The 17,554-nt window shown below is 45.0% G+C and carries 16 protein-coding genes and 1 tRNA gene; 14 read left to right on the top strand and 3 right to left on the bottom strand.

The annotated features are described in order from the left end of the window. Positions 1–3: 3 nt before the first annotated feature. The 9 genes from VRK_RS11905 to luxS all read left to right on the top strand — a co-directional run bounded on the left by VRK_RS11905 (position 4) and on the right by luxS (position 10,308). Positions 4–80, top strand: a tRNA-Arg gene (locus VRK_RS11905). A 282-nt stretch (positions 81–362) separates the two neighbouring features. Further along, positions 363–623, top strand: coding sequence for an oxaloacetate decarboxylase subunit gamma (locus VRK_RS11900; protein ID WP_059121573.1), 261 nt, complete (start codon positions 363–365; stop codon positions 621–623). An 18-nt stretch (positions 624–641) separates the two neighbouring features. Further along, positions 642–2,420 (top strand): sodium-extruding oxaloacetate decarboxylase subunit alpha, encoded by a 1,779-nt coding sequence (gene oadA / locus VRK_RS11895; RefSeq protein ID WP_059121572.1) that lies wholly within the window; start codon positions 642–644, stop codon positions 2,418–2,420. Between the two features lie 9 nt (positions 2,421–2,429). Then, positions 2,430–3,560, top strand: coding sequence for a sodium ion-translocating decarboxylase subunit beta (locus tag VRK_RS11890; RefSeq protein WP_059121571.1), 1,131 nt, complete (start codon positions 2,430–2,432; stop codon positions 3,558–3,560). A 123-nt stretch (positions 3,561–3,683) separates the two neighbouring features. Then, the gene (locus VRK_RS11885) at positions 3,684–4,634 is read left to right on the top strand and encodes an NADP-dependent oxidoreductase (RefSeq protein WP_059121570.1); all 951 of its coding nucleotides are present in this window, start codon (positions 3,684–3,686) and stop codon (positions 4,632–4,634) included. Next, the gene (locus tag VRK_RS11880) at positions 4,628–5,089 is read left to right on the top strand and encodes a YqaA family protein (RefSeq protein WP_059121569.1); all 462 of its coding nucleotides are present in this window, start codon (positions 4,628–4,630) and stop codon (positions 5,087–5,089) included. Before VRK_RS11885 ends, VRK_RS11880 begins: the two co-directional genes overlap by 7 nt. 9 nt (positions 5,090–5,098) lie before the next feature. Then, positions 5,099–7,942 carry a M16 family metallopeptidase gene (locus VRK_RS11875; protein WP_059121568.1) on the top strand — a complete coding sequence of 948 codons (2,844 nt, stop codon included), beginning with the start codon at positions 5,099–5,101 and terminating at the stop codon, positions 7,940–7,942. Between the two features lie 98 nt (positions 7,943–8,040). After that, positions 8,041–9,642: a glutamate--cysteine ligase gene (gshA, locus tag VRK_RS11870; protein WP_059121567.1), complete on the top strand. Its 1,602-nt coding sequence runs from the start codon at positions 8,041–8,043 to the stop codon at positions 9,640–9,642. Positions 9,643–9,789: 147 nt separating this feature from the next. Beyond that, positions 9,790–10,308: an S-ribosylhomocysteine lyase gene (gene luxS, locus VRK_RS11865; protein WP_059121566.1), complete on the top strand. Its 519-nt coding sequence runs from the start codon at positions 9,790–9,792 to the stop codon at positions 10,306–10,308. Between the two features lie 108 nt (positions 10,309–10,416). Here the strand turns inward: luxS and VRK_RS11860 are convergent, their stop codons facing one another. Beyond that, positions 10,417–11,691, bottom strand: a complete 1,275-nt coding sequence (locus VRK_RS11860) for an HlyC/CorC family transporter (RefSeq protein WP_059121565.1) — start codon at positions 11,689–11,691, stop codon at positions 10,417–10,419. 82 nt (positions 11,692–11,773) lie between these two features. Then, positions 11,774–12,568: a cytochrome C assembly family protein gene (locus VRK_RS11855; RefSeq protein WP_059121564.1), complete on the bottom strand. Its 795-nt coding sequence runs from the start codon at positions 12,566–12,568 to the stop codon at positions 11,774–11,776. Between the two features lie 252 nt (positions 12,569–12,820). Between VRK_RS11855 and ffh the strand changes: the two genes are divergently transcribed. The 5 genes from ffh to rplS all read left to right on the top strand — a co-directional run bounded on the left by ffh (position 12,821) and on the right by rplS (position 16,359). Further along, a complete protein-coding gene (gene ffh, locus VRK_RS11850) occupies positions 12,821–14,191 on the top strand; it encodes a signal recognition particle protein (protein WP_059121563.1) in 1,371 nt (456 codons plus the stop codon). Between the two features lie 177 nt (positions 14,192–14,368). Further along, the gene (rpsP, locus tag VRK_RS11845; protein WP_059121562.1) at positions 14,369–14,617 is read left to right on the top strand and encodes a 30S ribosomal protein S16; all 249 of its coding nucleotides are present in this window, start codon (positions 14,369–14,371) and stop codon (positions 14,615–14,617) included. A 22-nt stretch (positions 14,618–14,639) separates the two neighbouring features. Further along, the gene (gene rimM / locus VRK_RS11840) at positions 14,640–15,194 is read left to right on the top strand and encodes a ribosome maturation factor RimM (protein WP_059121561.1); all 555 of its coding nucleotides are present in this window, start codon (positions 14,640–14,642) and stop codon (positions 15,192–15,194) included. Between the two features lie 25 nt (positions 15,195–15,219). Beyond that, a complete protein-coding gene (trmD, locus tag VRK_RS11835) occupies positions 15,220–15,963 on the top strand; it encodes a tRNA (guanosine(37)-N1)-methyltransferase TrmD (protein WP_059122750.1) in 744 nt (247 codons plus the stop codon). A 42-nt stretch (positions 15,964–16,005) separates the two neighbouring features. Further along, on the top strand, positions 16,006–16,359 hold the full coding sequence (gene rplS, locus VRK_RS11830) for a 50S ribosomal protein L19 (RefSeq protein ID WP_059121560.1): 354 nt from the start codon (positions 16,006–16,008) through the stop codon (positions 16,357–16,359). 103 nt (positions 16,360–16,462) lie between these two features. Here rplS and degS read toward each other — a convergent pair whose 3' ends face one another. Continuing rightward, positions 16,463–17,527 carry an outer membrane-stress sensor serine endopeptidase DegS gene (gene degS, locus VRK_RS11825; RefSeq protein ID WP_059121559.1) on the bottom strand — a complete coding sequence of 355 codons (1,065 nt, stop codon included), beginning with the start codon at positions 17,525–17,527 and terminating at the stop codon, positions 16,463–16,465. Positions 17,528–17,554 lie beyond the last annotated feature (27 nt).

Genomic DNA, 17,554 nt, shown 5'->3' with positions numbered 1-17,554 from the left:
AGCGCGCTCGTAGCTCAGCTGGATAGAGTACCTGGCTACGAACCAGGCGGTCGAAGGTTCGAATCCTTCCGAGCGCGCCATTTCTTTATATTTCTATTATCTGCTTTTCGATTATTCTTTTATTTTTTGATAGCTTACTCACGTATTGTCGTCTTGATTTATTCCTTTTTTCTATCTTTCTCTCAGCATTTGCATAAACTTTATTCGATACTGTTCGCGTTGAATTTTTGATGTGATATTCGGGTTTTCGACCATGTGTATGGTGAAATAACGCCAGTCAAAATTGGAGGGGCCCGTTTAAGTTTGTTGATACGGATGTTTAACAAATACCCTACCCAGAAAATCGATGAAAAGGAAATAGAATGAGTCATATAGGAAGCTTATTGTCGGAAGCTGCTACCTTAATGATGACAGGAATGCTGGTCGTCTTCGCATTTCTGACGATCATGGTCTATCTCGTTACTCTGATGTCCAAGATTGTTCCTCAAGATACGCCACCATTACCGCCTGACGTCAGTCAGTCTCCACAGACGCTTACCCATTCAACGGATGTTAGCCCTCAGGTTGTTGCTGCCATTTCAGCAGCTGTACACCAATATCGCTCATCAGCCAAACATAAATAGTATAAATAGGAGTGTTGTATGTCTAAACCATTGGCACTTACTGATGTCGTTCTCCGTGACGCGCATCAGTCTTTGTTTGCGACCCGGATGCGTATTGAAGATATGTTACCCATCGCATCAGCGCTTGATCAGGTTGGTTATTGGTCTTTAGAAACTTGGGGAGGCGCTACATTCGATGCTTGTATTCGCTTTCTGGGAGAAGATCCGTGGGAGCGGCTCAGAACGCTGAAACAAGCCATGCCGAAAACCCCGATGCAGATGCTTTTGCGTGGTCAGAATTTATTGGGATATCGTCATTACGCTGATGATGTCGTCGAAAAGTTTGTCGAGCGGGCGCATCGTAATGGGATGGACGTGTTTCGAATTTTTGATGCGATGAACGATGTGCGTAACTTCAAGAAAGCGGTTCAATCGACGATCGATGTCGGGGCGCACGCACAGGGTACGCTTTCTTATACTACGAGCCCTGTTCATAACATTGATGTGTGGGTTGATCTGGCGAAGCGTCTGGAAGATCTGGGGTGTCATTCTTTATGTATTAAAGACATGTCAGGATTGTTGAAACCTTATGAAGCGGAAACGTTAATCCGGAGAATTAAACAGTCTTGTGATGTGCCGTTAGCGCTGCATTGCCATGCGACCACGGGTTTATCGACCGCAACAGCCATCAAAGCCGTTGAAGCGGGAATCGATATTTTAGATACAGCGATTTCATCGATGAGTCAGACCTATGGACACACACCGACCGAGACGGTTGTTGCCATGTTAGAACAGAGTGAGCGAGATACAGGACTTTCTCTGGCGCAGCTGGAACCCATTGCAACTTATTTTCGTGATGTCCGTAAAAAATACGCGAAATGGGAAGGGCAGCTTAAAGGGGTTGATTCTCGCATCCTGATCGCTCAGGTGCCCGGTGGAATGCTCACCAATATGGAAGGTCAGTTAAAGGATCAAGGTGCGGCCGATCGTATTGATGAAGTCTTGGCTGAAATTCCGAAAGTTCGCCATGATCTCGGTTATATCCCTTTGGTCACACCGACATCACAAATTGTCGGGACTCAGGCTGTGATTAACGTGCTCATGGGGGAACGTTATAAGAGCATAACCAAAGAAACTGCCGGGGTTCTGAAAGGGGAGTATGGTGCTGCACCTGCCCCTGTCAATGCTGAACTTCAGGCTCGGGTACTTGAAGGCCAACAGCCAATTACTTGCCGCCCAGCGGACTTGATTGAGTCTGAAATGGCGATATTGACCAATGAGTTGACTGAGAAAGCCAAAGTTGAAGGTATCGATTTGGCCGAGTCTGTGGTCGATGATGTTCTGACGTATGCGCTTTTCCCTCAGGTTGGCTTGAAGTTTCTCAAAAACAGAAATAACCCTGATGCGTTTGAGCCATTACCGACCATTGAAGAGGCAACAGCGGTAAAAGCTGCGCCAAGTGCTGTATCTGGCACTCAAGGGGTTGAAACTTATAGTGTGAAAGTCGATGGTCAAGTCTATGAAGTTGAAGTCGGCCCTCAAGGCCAGTTAACTTCCGTGACATCAGCTGCGCCACAACTAAGCGAGACGGCCCCGAAAAGTGATGCCGAGGTGATTGCTGCGCCTTTGGCGGGAACGATTTTTAAAGTGAATGCTTTGCCCGGTCATCCCGTGAATGAGGGAGATGTGTTGATTGTATTAGAAGCGATGAAAATGGAGACCGAGGTTCGTGCCGCTAAAAATGGAACCGTACAGGACGTTTTGGTGAAAGAAGGTGACTCGGTGCATGTCGGTTCACCGCTATTCAGTTTGGCATAAGGGTGACTCATGGACGGATTACTAACCTTATGGGCAGAGACCGGTATTGCAAATTTTGAATTTGGTCAGATTTGCATGATCCTTGTCGGATGTCTGTTGCTATTTTTAGCGGTTGCTAAAGGGTTTGAACCCTTACTGCTATTGCCGATTGGCTTTGGTGCCATTTTAGCCAATATTCCCAACGCAGGCTTTACCGAGCCGGGTGGATTACTCTATTACATCTATCATGTTGGTATTGAGTCAGGCGTATTCCCGTTGCTGATCTTTATGGGTGTCGGTGCGATGACTGATTTTGGCGCACTGATCGCGAATCCGAAGACGTTATGGTTGGGTGCTGCGGCTCAATTGGGAATTTTTGCCACCTTGATTGGCGCGATTTTACTCAATTTGGTGCCGGGCATGGAATTCTCCATGGCTGATGCTTCGTCAATTGCAATCATTGGTGGGGCTGATGGGCCGACAGCGATATTTCTTGCAAGTCGCTTATCGCCTGATTTATTAGGGGCGATTGCAGTTGCTGCATATAGCTATATGGCTTTAGTGCCGATTATTCAGCCACCGATCATGAAAGCGCTGACCACACCGGCAGAACGGCAAATACAAATGGCACAATTGCGGTATGTTGGCAAGCTAGAGAAAATCTTCTTCCCGATGCTGGTGTTATTGATGACGATCCTCTTTTTGCCGTCAGCCACGCCTTTAGTCGGCATGTTTTGTCTCGGCAATCTCATGCGGGAAGTTGGGGTAGTAGAGCGTTTATCAAAAACCGCTCAGAATGAACTGATTAATATCGTGACGATCTTCCTTGGCTTAGGGGTTGGTTCTAAATTACAGTCCGATAAGTTTTTAAATCTTGAAACATTAGGCATTCTTGCGTTAGGCGCTGTGGCATTTAGTATCGGGACCGCCGGTGGGGTGTTGATGGCTAAATTATTGAATAAGTTATCTAAAGAAAATATTAATCCGCTGATTGGTGCCGCGGGGGTCTCCGCTGTTCCGATGGCTGCCCGGGTGGTGAATAAGGTCGGATTGCAGGCAAACCCACAGAACTTTTTACTGATGCACGCGATGGGGCCCAATGTGGCTGGTGTTTTAGGATCTGCGGTTGCTGCGGGTATTCTTTTGGCGCTAGTCGGTTAATTTTTCTGCAAATTTACCGCCAGAGGTTCACGATACAGGGCAAAATGATATATATTCAAAGGAATACCTCAGGGTATTCCTTTGATTTTTGCATCGATACGAATAGATAAAGGAACTTTGGATATGGATAACAAGCAAATTGCGATAACCCAGTTTGGTGACGAAGATGTATTGGTGATTCAATCCAATTCGATACCAGAACCCGGAGCCGGAGAAGTTTTGGTCAAAGTTGCTTTTGCTGGTATCAACCCAATCGATGTAAAAACCAGATCCGGTTTAGGATGGGCTGCAGATCAGAATAAAGATCAACTGCCATGGGTGCCCGGTTATGATATTTCCGGGACCGTGGTTCGGTGTGGCCAAGACGCTGAACGGTTTCAGATGAATGATTTTGTCGCTGGCTTTATTGGTTTTCCTTTGAAGGGCGGTGGCTACAGTCAATATGTCTGTGTGCCTGAAAGTGAATTAAGTTATGTGCCGCCTTCGGTTACACTGGAAGCGGCTGCCGTATTGCCACTGGCTGGTCAAACAGCGGTTCAGGCATTAAATAAAGCACAGGTGAAAGAAGGTGATCGGGTGTTGATTCTTGCCGGAGCCGGTGGGGTCGGGCATTTAGCGGTTCAGATCGCTGTGGCTGCCAAAGCTGAAGTTTACACCACGTGCAGTGAAGAGAATCTTGATTATCTGGCAACGCTGGGCGCGCATGCAATTAATTATAACTTTGCACCGGTATCTGAACGGCTGGAAGATGTGGACGTGCTGATCGATTTGGTCGGTGGGCAGGTTGCATTGGATGCCTTGAAGTGTTTAAGAGATCAGGCAACGGTTGTCACCGTACCGACGGTGACTGCTGAGATGATTTGTGAAAAGGCCAAGTTACTCGGCTTCCATGCTATGGGAATGCTGGTTGATCCGGATCCTGAACAACTGGATACCATGCTCTATATGGTCGGTGTCGGTCTACTGAAAACAGAAATTCAGCATATTTATCCGCTGCATGAGGTGCAAGAAGCGCATCGTCAAGTTGCAACAGGCCATACTCGAGGCAAAATTTTGCTTGATATGCAATGTTAGAATGCTTGGAAACATTTTTTTCAGGATTCGGTCTTTCTCTTGAGGAATCAGCACTTTGGATACTATTCATTGGTGGCTTTCTCAGTGCTACCATTCTACCGGGCGGCTCTGAAGCAGCTTTAATTGCGACCCTCAATCTTCATCAATATCCGACCTTAACGATTATTGCTGTGGCCACTTTGGGCAATACGCTTGGTGGCATGGTGAACTATTGGATCGGAATATGGCTGCCGAATCGAACTCAGGAGAATAAACGCGGTCAGAAGTCTTTAGCTTGGTTGAGACAATATGGCTACTGGGCTTTGTTATTTAGTTGGTTACCTGTGATTGGCGATGCTATGTGTATTGCCGCTGGCTGGCTGCGGATGCGCTTTCTTCCTTCTATGTGTTTGATCCTGATTGGTAAAGCGATTCGATATGCCATATTGGCTGCGTTATTTTATGGTTTGTTTTAAGGAGATAAGATGAGAAAGCTATTGCTTTGCCTTCTCTGTCTGGCGGTTTTTTCCGGTTGTTCTTCCGTTCGTGATTCTGACGCTCTCCCTCAAGGTGTGACTTTGGTTGACAAGCAGTTACCTCAACCCGGGAAAGTTCAAATTCCGTATTCTAAATATAAATTAGCCAATGGCCTGACAGTGATTCTATCTCCGGATCATTCTGATCCATTAGTACATGTCGATGTCACTTATCATGTCGGTTCTGCCAGAGAATCTCAGGGCAGAACCGGATTTGCTCATTTTTTTGAACATATGATGTTTCAAGGCTCAAAACATGTGCAGGATCAACAGCACTTTAAGTTAATTACCGAAGCGGGTGGTTCTTTGAATGGGTCTACCAATCAGGATCGTACTAATTATTATGAAACGGTGCCTTCTAACCAGCTTGAAAAAGTGCTGTGGCTTGAGTCTGATCGGATGGGCTTCTTGCTGGATGCTGTCTCTCAAAGAAAATTCGAAATTCAGCGTGACACCGTTAAAAATGAGCGGGCTCAGAATTATGATAATCGTCCCTATGGCTTGATGTGGGAAAAAATGGGCGAAGCAATGTTTCCCCCGGGGCATCCTTATTCATGGCAGTCGATCGGATATGTACAGGATTTGGATCATGTTGATGTCAATGATTTAAAAGCATTCTTTCTCCGTTGGTATGGCCCGAATAATGCTGTTTTGACCATTGGGGGGGATATTGATGTTGAACAAACATTAGCTTGGGTCGCCAAGTATTTCGGCCCGATCCCGAAAGGACCGGAGGTCAAGTCTGCCCCAAAACGTCCGGTTACTTTGCCGGCAGACCGATATGTCACGATGGAGGATCGTATCCAACAGCCGATGGTTGTGATTGGGTGGCCGACGGAATATGAAGGAGCGAAAAGCCAGGCTTCACTGGATGTTCTGGCTCAGGTGCTTGGTGATGGTAATAACAGTTTACTCTATCAGTCACTGGTTAAAACTCAGCAAGCGTTAAGCGCCGGTGCTTTTCAGAAGTGTGGTGAGCTTGCCTGTACATTCTATATTTATGCGGTGGCGCCATCGGACAAGCAGCATGATTTGCAACAATTATCTCAGCAGCTACTCAGCATTGTCAGAAAGCTCGAACAGCAAGGTGTTGTACAAGAGCGGCTGGATGAAATTAAAGGCATGGCAAAAGCCAATGCAGTTTTTGCCTTGGAAAGTGTCAAGGGTAAGGTTGCTCAGTTAGCCAGCAATCAGACATTCTTCGGCCAGCCGGATCGGCTACAGCAGGAGCTGGGTGATCTTGACATGGTTTCTTCTGCTTCGGTTCAGCGCGTGCTGCGACAATTTATGGTCAATCATCACAAAGTGACTTTAAGTGTTGTGCCACAAGGTAAGAATAATCTGGCCGTCAGGTCTGCAAACTTTGTCGCGCCCAAGCATATCAGTGCTGCTCCTCGTCATATTGATGATCAGGCTCTGGCACTGCGAACCGTTGGCGACTCTTTTGACCGCTCGGTGATTCCTTCAGTATCTGGGCCTGTGACACTGCACATGCCGAAGCTCTACAGTGCGTATTATGAAAATGGGATTGAGCTGATGGGGACGGTCACGACAGAAACCCCGACGGTGTTGGTGAACATTAATTTACCGGCAGGAAATCGCTTTGTTCCTCAGGGAAAAGAGGGGCTGGCTGAATTAACGGCTCTCCTATTATCTGAAGGGAGTCTGACTCACTCAGCCGAGCAAATACAATCTGAGCTGGATAAACTCGGCTCTGTGATTTCTGTTGATACGCAAACTTATACCACGCGTATTACCGTGTCGAGTTTGAGTAAGAATTTGACTCAAACACTGGCCATTGTTGATGAGATGCTATTCCAGCCTAAGTTTGCCGTGTCAGATTTTAAGCGGATTCAAAATCAAATGATTCAAGGTGCGATTTATCAACACCAAAAATTGGGTTGGCTCGCCTCACAAGCTACTCAGCAAGTGTTGTTCGGTGATTCGTTGTTTGCCCGGATCAGTGAGGGGACTGAAACGTCGCTTGCTGCAATCACTTTAGATGATGTGAAGTCTTTTTATCGTCAGCATTATACGCCACATGGTACCCAGATCGCTGTCGTTGGTGATATTTCCAAGCAAGATGCAATTAAGTCCGTTGCTTTTTTATCGGAATGGCAAGGTGATGATGCGCCGTTGTTGGATCCCCAAATTGTCCCTGAACTGCATGGACAGAAAATCTATCTTGTTGACAAACCCGGTGCTTTGCAGAGTATTGTTCGTTATGTACGTCGAGGATTACCGTTTGATGCGACTGGTGAGCAGTTCCTGACACAGCTGGCGAATTTTAATTTGGCCGGAAACTTTAACAGCCGGATGAATCAGAACCTGAGAGAGGACAAAGGCTATACCTATGGCGTGAACAGCACGCTGGCGGGAAACCGGGAAATCGGTGTGATGACCTATAGTGCCTCGGTTCGCAAGAATGCGACAGTGAATGCAATTCGGGAAATGCAGCGGGAAATGCAGCGTTACAGCCAATCGGGTATGACGGCTGAAGAGATGCGTTTTATGCGCCTTGCTATCGGACAGCAAGATGCCTTAGCTTATGAAACACCATCACAGAAATCTCAATTGTTGAATGGTATTATGGCATATAGTTTGGAACATGATTATCTTCAGCAGAGAAATCAAATTGTTGCGACTGTCGATCGAGATGTATTGGATCAACTGGCAAAAAAATGGTTCAATCCGAAGGATTATCAGATTATTGTTGTGGGTGACATGAAGACCCTAAAACCGAAGTTAGAAAAGTTAAAAATCCCGATGGAAGATCTTGAAATCGTCCACTAGAGTACACATAAAGACTACACAAGAAGCTTATTATATTGTCGGTGTGTCTTGGGATTTTCTGACTTGGTACGACAAACGAACAAGAAGCGAATAATATTTTGACTAATTTTGCCACACGACTAAAGTTGGTTGCTCAACAACCGGGTATCGTCAACGCTTTTAATCGGGGTGTTGAGCGAGAGACGTTACGATATACCAAGGACGGACATTTAGTACAAACACCGCATCCGGAAGCACTTGGTTCCGCATTAACCAATCAGTTTATTACCACAGACTTTGCAGAGCAGTTGCTGGAGTTTATTACACCAGTGAGTCAGGATATTTCGACATTGGTTCAGCAGCTGTCTGACATCCATTGTTTTGCTCAGGTCACGATTGATGACGAGGGGTTATGGCCGCTCTCGATGCCCTGTTATGTCGGCGATGAAGAGAATATCGAACTTGCCAAATATGGGACGTCGAATATCGGTAAGATGAAAACGCTGTATCGTCAGGGATTAAAAAATCGTTACGGCAGTCTGATGCAGATTATTTCTGGTGTCCATTTCAATTTTTCTTTTCCGGAAACCTTCTGGGACGCTTTATTCGGTACACAATCAGACAGTGAACGCTGTGCTTCTAAGTCAGAAGCTTATCTGGGCGTGATTCGAAACTACTATCGATTTGGCTGGTTGCTGCCTTATCTGTTTGGGGCATCACCTGCATTATGTTCATCATTTATCAAAGGCCGTGAAACATCATTGCCTTTTGAAAACATCGGTGAAACGTTATACCTGCCCCATGCAACTTCCTTGCGACTGAGTGATTTAGGTTATACCAATAGTGCTCAAAGTATTCTCAAAATTGGTTTCAATAGTCTCGAAGAATATCTTGAAGGACTGCGTCAGGCGATTCATTCACCATCGGAAGAGTTTGCTCAGATCGGTGTAAAAGTGAATGGTGAGTACCGTCAGCTGAATAGTAATGTGCTTCAAATCGAAAACGAATTATATGCTCCGATTCGGCCCAAGCGTGTGACCCAGAGTGGCGAAAAACCTTCTGAAGCATTGGCTAACCGAGGCATTGAATATATTGAAGTACGCTCGTTGGATGTGAATCCATTTAGTCCGATAGGGATTACTGAAACCCAAATACGTTTCTTGGATCTGTTCCTGACGTGGGCTGCTTTATCAGACTCAGAACCGATGAATGACTGTGAGTTAAATTGCTGGAGAGAAAACTGGCAAAAAGTGATTCTGGAAGGAAGAAAGCCCGGATTAGAGCTGCAAATCGGGTGTCATGGTGAGGTGCTGACTTTACAAGCTTGGGCGAAGCGTGTTTTCGGTGAATTGAAACTTGTCGCTGAATGGATGGATCAAGCTGCGGGTGATCACGCTTATCAGGATGTTTGCCAGCAGTTATCTGTTTGCATTGATCAGCCGGAAAATACGTTATCCGGACAGCTATTGGAACAGATTAAACAGTCTGGTGGATTAGGCAAAACGGGCAGAGCGTTTGGTGAAGTTTATCGTCAGTATCATCTGACGCATAATTATCAGCATTACTCGCAAAAGTTGATGGAAGAAGAAGTCACTCGTTCCGTGATGGAGCAGGATCAAATTGAACAAGATGATCATTGTGATTTCGATACGTTTTTACAGCAGTATTTTTCGTACCTGAATACTCAGGAAGAGCAGCCAGCCCGGGCTGCATGTGAATAATCAGATGTCGGGTTGTCGTGGAAATGACTCATTCTCTAAACATCAAACGTGTAGTTTAGTGAAGGTTATCTGAGATAACGTTGTACGACCAAAGAGATACAATTGATACTGGTTGTTTAGAATCAGTCAAAATGGAGAATTGTCATTATGCCATTATTAGATAGTTTTACGGTGGATCATACGCGTATGAATGCACCAGCCGTCCGTGTTGCTAAAACCATGAATACCCCTAAAGGCGATACGATCACGGTGTTTGATTTACGTTTTACCGTTCCGAATCAAGATATTCTTTCTGAGAAAGGTATTCATACATTAGAACACTTATTTGCAGGCTTTATGAGAGCACATCTCAATGGTGACGGTGTTGAAATCATTGATATTTCCCCAATGGGATGTCGGACCGGTTTTTATATGAGCTTGATTGGTGTGCCTTCTGAGCAGCGAGTAGCCGATGCATGGTTAGCTGCAATGCAGGATGTACTGAAGGTCGAAGACCAGAACAAAATTCCGGAATTAAACATTTATCAATGCGGAACCGCAGCAATGCATTCTCTGGGTGAGGCGAAAGATATTGCCCAAACGGTTATTTCAAGTGGTATCAGTGTGAATCAGAATGATGATCTGGCGCTACCTGAATCAATGCTTCAGGAACTGAAAGTGGACTGATTGTTTCCTATATCTGTTCATTAAAAAAGCTTGGCCAATGCGCCAAGCTTTTTTACTTTTAATGGATGTGTGGGTTCTTTCTACACACTGAAGTGAATCAATGATCGGTTACGATTTTTTGACTCTATTCGGAAAAACTTTGACGAGCTTAATTCTATTTTCTTCAATATCAATAATTTCCATCGCGTGTTGGGCAACATTGATACTGAGTTGGGTTTGAGGAATATCTTCCAGATGTTCCAAAATTAAACCGTTCAAGGTTCTTGGCCCGTTGGTTGGTAATTTCCATTTCAGGCTTTTATTGATATCCCGGATATTCGCACTGCCTTCAATTAAGAAGCTGCCATCACTTTGCGGTGTGATTTCATCCGCAAGACTTGGAGAAATGGAGGTGGTAAATTCACCGACAATCTCTTCAAGGATATCTTCCAGCGTGACAAGGCCATTGATATCACCATATTCATCAACAATCAGTCCAATCCGTTCTTTATTTCTCTGGAACTTCAGCAATTGTACATTGAGTGGCGTCGATTCCGGAATGAAGTACACTTCATCTGCAGCTCGAAGTAGCATCTCTTTATTAAACTCGTTTTTTTCAAGCATCAGACGGAAGGGGTCTCTGAGTTTTAAAATCCCTACGACTTCGTCAATATTATCCCGATAGAGTACCACCCGACCATGAGGTGAATGAGTTAACTGACGGACAATCGATTTCCAGTCATCATTGATATTAATGCCGGTAATCTCATTACGGGGAACCATAATATCGTTTACGGTGACGTGCTCTAAGTCGAGAATAGATAACAGCATGTCTTGATGTCGTTTCGGAATCAGGCCTCCCGCCTCATTGACCACTGTTCTCAGCTCTTCCGAACTGAGATGATCACCGCCACTTTGTCGTGCTGAGACACCCAGTAGCTTAATAAATCCGTTGGTAATTAAATTGACGAAGAGCACCAGTGGTGACAGGAGTTTCATAAGAATGCTCAGTAGGTAGCTACTGATATAAGACACTTTTTCTGGATAGAGAGCTGCCAGTGTTTTCGGTGTGACCTCGGCAAAGACGAGAATTACCAGTGTCAAAACACCCGTTGCAATCGCAACACCGAGGTTTCCACCCAGTCGCATTCCGAGAATCGTGGCAATTGCGGAAGCTAGAATATTGACTAAGTTATTGCCGATCAGAATCAGACCGATCAGACGGTCCGGACGGCTTAATAGTTTTTCAACACGCTTTGCACCTTTATGGCCAGTTTTAGCCAGATGCTTTAGGCGATAGCGGTTCAATGCCATCATGCCTGTTTCTGAACCGGAGAAATATCCTGAGATGATGATAAGACACGCAAGTAGCGTAAATAAGACACCAGTTGATATGTCGTCCAAAATAAATTGCTTCCTTTATTGATGTTGTGACTTTTATGGCTGAGCTCTATTTTGCTGTCAATCCATAAAGTATTTCAACAAGTTAATGTAAGATGAATTCTCGGACAAAACGACTGCCGAAGTAAGCCAGAGTTAAAATGAAAGCACCGGCAATCGCAAACCAAGTTACTTTTCTTCCCCGCCATCCTCTCTGATAGTGGCCCCACAAAAGTACGGTATACACGACCCAAGCAATGACCGACAAGATACCTTTGTGAGCTTTCCCTTGAGCAAAAATTTCTTCGATGAAGACAAAACCGGTGATTAAAGTACCGGTTAACAGCAGATTACCGATCAAAATGATACGGAATAGCTGTCTCTCTATCTGGAGTAAAGGCGGGAGGTTTGGATTAATCGCTAATGACTTTTTCTTTTTTAATTTATGATCCAGCCAAGCTAATTGGAGTGCATACAGTGCACCGATTGTCAGTGTTGAATAAGAGAACAGAGCCAGGAAAATATGGATCAGCAGTGGCAGATTATCTTCCATATGAGTGATGAAGTTTCCGGGAAGACTCGCAGCAGCCGACAGATTAATTGCCGCAAAACCGTAAACTACCGGCAGCATAAACCACAACCGAGTTTTTAGCATCGCACCACTCATCACTAAGCCAATGATGAAACTGATGAGAGAGCCAACGTTCAGGATACTTAAATTCTGACCGTTAGGGTGAAAGATCAGATCGCTGAGTAACCACGCATGTAGCAGCAGCGCAGTTGCAGCACAAATCAAGACGGCTTTTGCTTTGATACCCGTTTGATTGACCAGTCCCGGGATGATGGTTGCAATAGCGAGAAAGTAAAAAAGCGAAGCAACTATTGCGATAAATTTATCCATATATCTCATCAAAAAAGAGTGTAAAGAAGATGAATTATACATGTCTAAGCGTCAATGAGCCACGGTTGGCTACTTAATTTTGAATGACATAAAACAAATCGTTTACAGCCGAAATGAGTGATGACCTATTTTGGTAAAATATTGAGGCCAGAGAAGTGATATCGATGGCTGAACAGATATGACTATCTGCTTTGGCTAAGGTATACTCGGACCTAATTTATAGAAATTCACAGCACCGCGAAGAGATGCAGTATGTTTGAGAATCTAACTGATCGTTTGTCCAAGACGCTGAAGAATATCAGTGGTAAAGGTCGTTTGACCGAAGAAAACATCAAAGAAACCCTGAGAGAAGTGCGGATGGCTCTGCTTGAGGCTGATGTCGCACTTCCTGTTATCCGTGAATTTGTCAGTCGGGTCAAAGAAAGTGCCGTCGGAGTCGAAGTCTCCAAATCACTCACTCCGGGACAGGAGTTCATCAAGATTGTACAAGCTGAACTTGAAGCGGTGATGGGCGTCTCGAATGAGGCGCTGAACCTTGCCGCTCAACCACCGGCAGTCGTCTTGATGGCCGGCTTACAAGGTGCAGGTAAAACAACCAGTGTCGGTAAGCTGTCAAAATTACTGAAAGAGCGGGATAAGAAAAAAGTCTTAGTTGTTTCCGCAGACGTTTATCGTCCTGCCGCAATCAAACAATTGGAAACACTTGCAAGTGATATCGGCGTTGATTTTTTCCCTTCAACCGCAGATCAGAAACCGATTGATATTGCTTTGGCTGCCATTGATCAGGCTCGGAAAAAGTTTTACGACGTTTTAATCGTCGATACGGCAGGGCGCCTGGCTATCGATGAACAGATGATGTCTGAAATTCAGGAGCTTCATCGAGCGGTTAACCCCGTCGAGACGCTGTTTGTTGTCGATGCAATGACGGGGCAGGATGCAGCAAATACTGCGAAGGCTTTTGGTGATGCACTGCCTCTGACGGGGGTGATCTTAACCAAAGTTGATGGGGATGCGCGTGGTGGTGCAGCGCTATCTGTTCGTCATGTGACTGGAAAGCCAATCAAGTTTTTGGGTGTCGGAGAAAAAACGGATGCTTTAGAACCTTTCCATCCTGACCGAGTCGCATCGCGTATTTTGGGGATGGGGGATGTTCTTTCTCTCATTGAAGATTTACAGCGTAACGTTGATCAGGAAAAAGCTCAGAAACTTGCTCAAAAGTTTAAAGAGAAAAAAGGCTTTGATTTGGAAGACTTCCGAGAGCAGCTAGGGCAGATGCAAAATATGGGTGGCATGATGGGAATGCTGGATAAACTTCCCGGAATGGCAAACATGAAAGAAGGCATTAAAGATAAAGTGGATGATCGTATGTTTAAACAGATGGAAGCGATTATCAGCTCTATGACGATGAAAGAGCGTCAGAACCCTGATGTGATTAAGGGATCTCGGAAGAAAAGAATCGCTGCTGGTTCCGGGACTCAAGTTCAGGATGTGAATCGATTACTAAAGCAGTTTACGCAAATGCAGAAAATGATGAAAAAAATGCAGAAAGGCGGCATGAAAGGCATGATGAGAAACATGCAAGGCATGATGGGAGGCGGTGGCTTTAACCCATTTGGACGGTAAACACTGTCGTTGTGTGTATGTTCATTCACAATGGCTAAAAAATAGCTAAAGCCCTTGCAATGGCTCGCAATAAGAGTAAAATTCGGGGGCTTTAAATTGGCACGAGACCCCAATCGGCTGTTCTTAAAAACAGTTCTTGGGGTTAATTTTATTATATAAGCAAGCAAAGAGGACGATATGGTAACCATTCGTTTGGCACGTCACGGCGCTAAAAAGCGTCCATTTTATCAAATTGTAGTTGCGGACAGCCGCAATGCTGCTACTGGTCGTTTCATCGAGAAAGTAGGTTTCTTCAACCCTACAGCATCTGGTCAGGAAGAAGGTCTTCGCCTTGATCTGGATCGAGTAAACCACTGGGTTGGACAAGGTGCATCTCTGTCTGATCGTGTAGCAAAACTAGTAAAAGACGCTCAAAAAGCGGCTTAATCTATCTATAGATGACTAGTAAATGTCGATGGAAGGTCAAGGCACAATGAGTGAACCGAAAAGTAAAATAGTTGTCGGTAAGTTTGGATCAACTTACGGCATTCGCGGTTGGCTTAAGGTTTTTTCCTTCACAGACAATCCGGAAAGTATTTTTGATTATAGCCCTTGGTGTATCAACCGCAAGGGAGAGTGGATTGAGTACAAGATTGAAAGCTGGAAACGTCATAACAAAGGGATGGTGGTTAAGCTTGAAGGATTGGATCTTCGTGAAGACTCCCATCTTTTAACCAATTTTGAAATTTCAGTTGACTCTGCTTCACTGCCTGAACTGTCAGAAGATGAGTTCTACTGGCGAGAATTATTTGGGATGCAGGTGATCACCACAGGTGGCTACCATCTGGGCGAGGTCGTTGACCTCATGGAAACCGGCTCAAATGATGTTTTGGTTGTGAAAGCGAATCTAAAAGATGCTTTTGGACAAAAGGAACGTTTAATTCCGTTCCTTGAAGAGCAAGTGATTAAAAATATTGATCGCTCCGCTCAACGGATCGAAGTTGACTGGGATCCTGGGTTCTGATTCCACGGTACAGAGCGAGAAAATGATGTGGGTTGGCGTTATTAGCCTTTTTCCTGAAATGTTTCGTTCTGTGACTGATTATGGGGTCACAGGTCAAGCGGTAAAAAAAGGGTTACTATCAGTTGAAGTCTGGAATCCGAGAGACTTTACTCATGATAGACATCGTACAGTTGACGATAAACCCTATGGGGGTGGGCCTGGTATGCTCATGATGGTACAGCCTTTGCGTGATGCCATCCATGCTGCCAAAGCATCCGCTCCCGGGAAGACGAAAGTGATATACCTTTCTCCACAGGGACGAAAACTCGACCAATGTGGGGTTGAAGAACTGGCAGCAAATGAAAACTTAATTTTGATTTGTGGTCGGTACGAAGGCGTCGATGAGCGTATTATTGAGTCTGAAGTCGATGAAGAGTGGTCTGTCGGAGACTTTGTAATGACTGGCGGTGAATTGCCAGCAATGACTATGATTGATGCAGCAGCTCGGTTTGTCCCCGGTGTTCTTGGGGATTTTGCATCAGCAGAAGAAGATTCTTTTGCCAATGGATTGCTGGATTGTCCACATTTTACGCGACCGGAAGTATTGGATGGGAAAGAAATTCCCACCGTATTGACATCGGGAAATCATCGTGACATTCGTCGTTGGCGACTGAAACAGTCGTTAGGCCGTACTTGGCTAAGAAGACCGGAGCTCCTGGAAAACCTAGCTCTGACTGACGAACAGGAACAGTTACTAGTTGAATTCATTCAAGAATATCAAGCTAAGTAACTTCAATTAATTGAGTATCAGTTTATTCTAGGAAAATTAACAATGAGTAATATCATCAAAGCTCTTGAACAAGAGCAAATGAAACAAGACCTACCTAAGTTTGCACCTGGCGATACTGTCGTTGTGCAAGTGAAGGTTAAAGAAGGTGAGCGTGAGCGTTTACAGGCATTTGAAGGTGTTGTAATCGCTATTCGTAACCGTGGTCTTCACTCAGCATTTACCGTTCGTAAAATTTCTAACGGTGAAGGTGTTGAGCGTACGTTCCAAACACATTCTCCAGTTGTTGACAGTATTGAAGTTAAACGTCGTGGTGCAGTACGTCGTGCCAAGTTGTACTATCTACGTGAACGTTCTGGTAAGTCTGCTCGTATTAAAGAGAAACTTGCGAAGAAGTAATGCTGTCTCAGACAAGACATGCGTTCTCAAAAAACGGAGCCATCTGGCTCCGTTTTTTATGTCTTCCATTTTTATAACGCGAGGGATGTGAGAGATGATTGAGTTAATCCCGAGTATCTTCAGCGACAGTGACTGGAATGGTAATTTCTTTGCCTTTCCTAATGACATCGACATGAATGGTTGTCCCCGGACGCAGATCGGTAACTAAATCCATGACGCTTTGACGTCCGTTAATTTTTTTGCCATCAATTTTTATAATGATATCTTGAGGCTTAAAGCCCGCTGAAGCTGCCGGACCATTCGGGTCTACACCGAGAACAATGATCCCACCGATATGTTCATTGCCGAGAAGTCGAGATGCAACCGAACTGATATCTTGCCCGTCAATCCCTATATATCCTCGAATCACGCGCCCGTCGGCAATGATTTTTTCCATAATCTTATTGGCAAGTTTATAGGGAATAGCAAAAGATATGCCGTAAGTTTCCAGATCGGTCGCTTGCTGAAATGAAGCCGTATTGATACCGACAAGTTCACCTTGGGTGTTCACTAAAGCACCGCCAGAGTTGCCTTCATTGATTGCCGCGTCAGTCTGGATAAATGCCTGTCGGCCATCAACACTGATGGAAGAGCGCCCGGTTGCTGAAATGATTCCGAAGGTGGTGGTTTGACCTAGGTTATAGGGGTTACCTATAGCGAGTACGACATCACCGACCTGAGGCGAGTAGTTTGGATTCTGGGGAATGACCGGTAGGTTTGAGTCTTCAATTCTAAGTACAGCAATATCTGAACGACGATCTTTACCGACCAGTTGTGCTGCGGCAACCCGACCATCCTGAAGTGCAACGATCACTTGATCTGCCTGGGCAATGACGTGGTAATTGGTGATAATATATCCTTTTTCACTAACAATGACGCCAGACCCCAGTCCCTGAGTTGATAACTTTGAACGGTCATTGGCTGCATACTTGCGGCTATAAATGTTAACCACCGCTGGTGCCGCTCTGCGTACCGCTTGATTGAAAGTGATCTGCAGCGAGTTGATATTGGTTGATTGTGGATTCTTTGCCGGTGGGAAAATATGGCTTCTCAAAGAAGGAACGGAAATGATGACGATCAGTGCGGTCACTAATCCAATTCCAACAGAACGAAGTAAGTTAGCTATCATATTTCAATCCACAGAACCATCATAAAC

Source organism: Vibrio sp. MEBiC08052, assembly GCF_001506075.1.
Classification (GTDB): domain Bacteria; phylum Pseudomonadota; class Gammaproteobacteria; order Enterobacterales; family Vibrionaceae; genus Vibrio.
The sequence above is the reverse complement of the archived record's forward strand: the minus strand, read 5'-3'. Positions and strand labels throughout refer to the sequence as shown.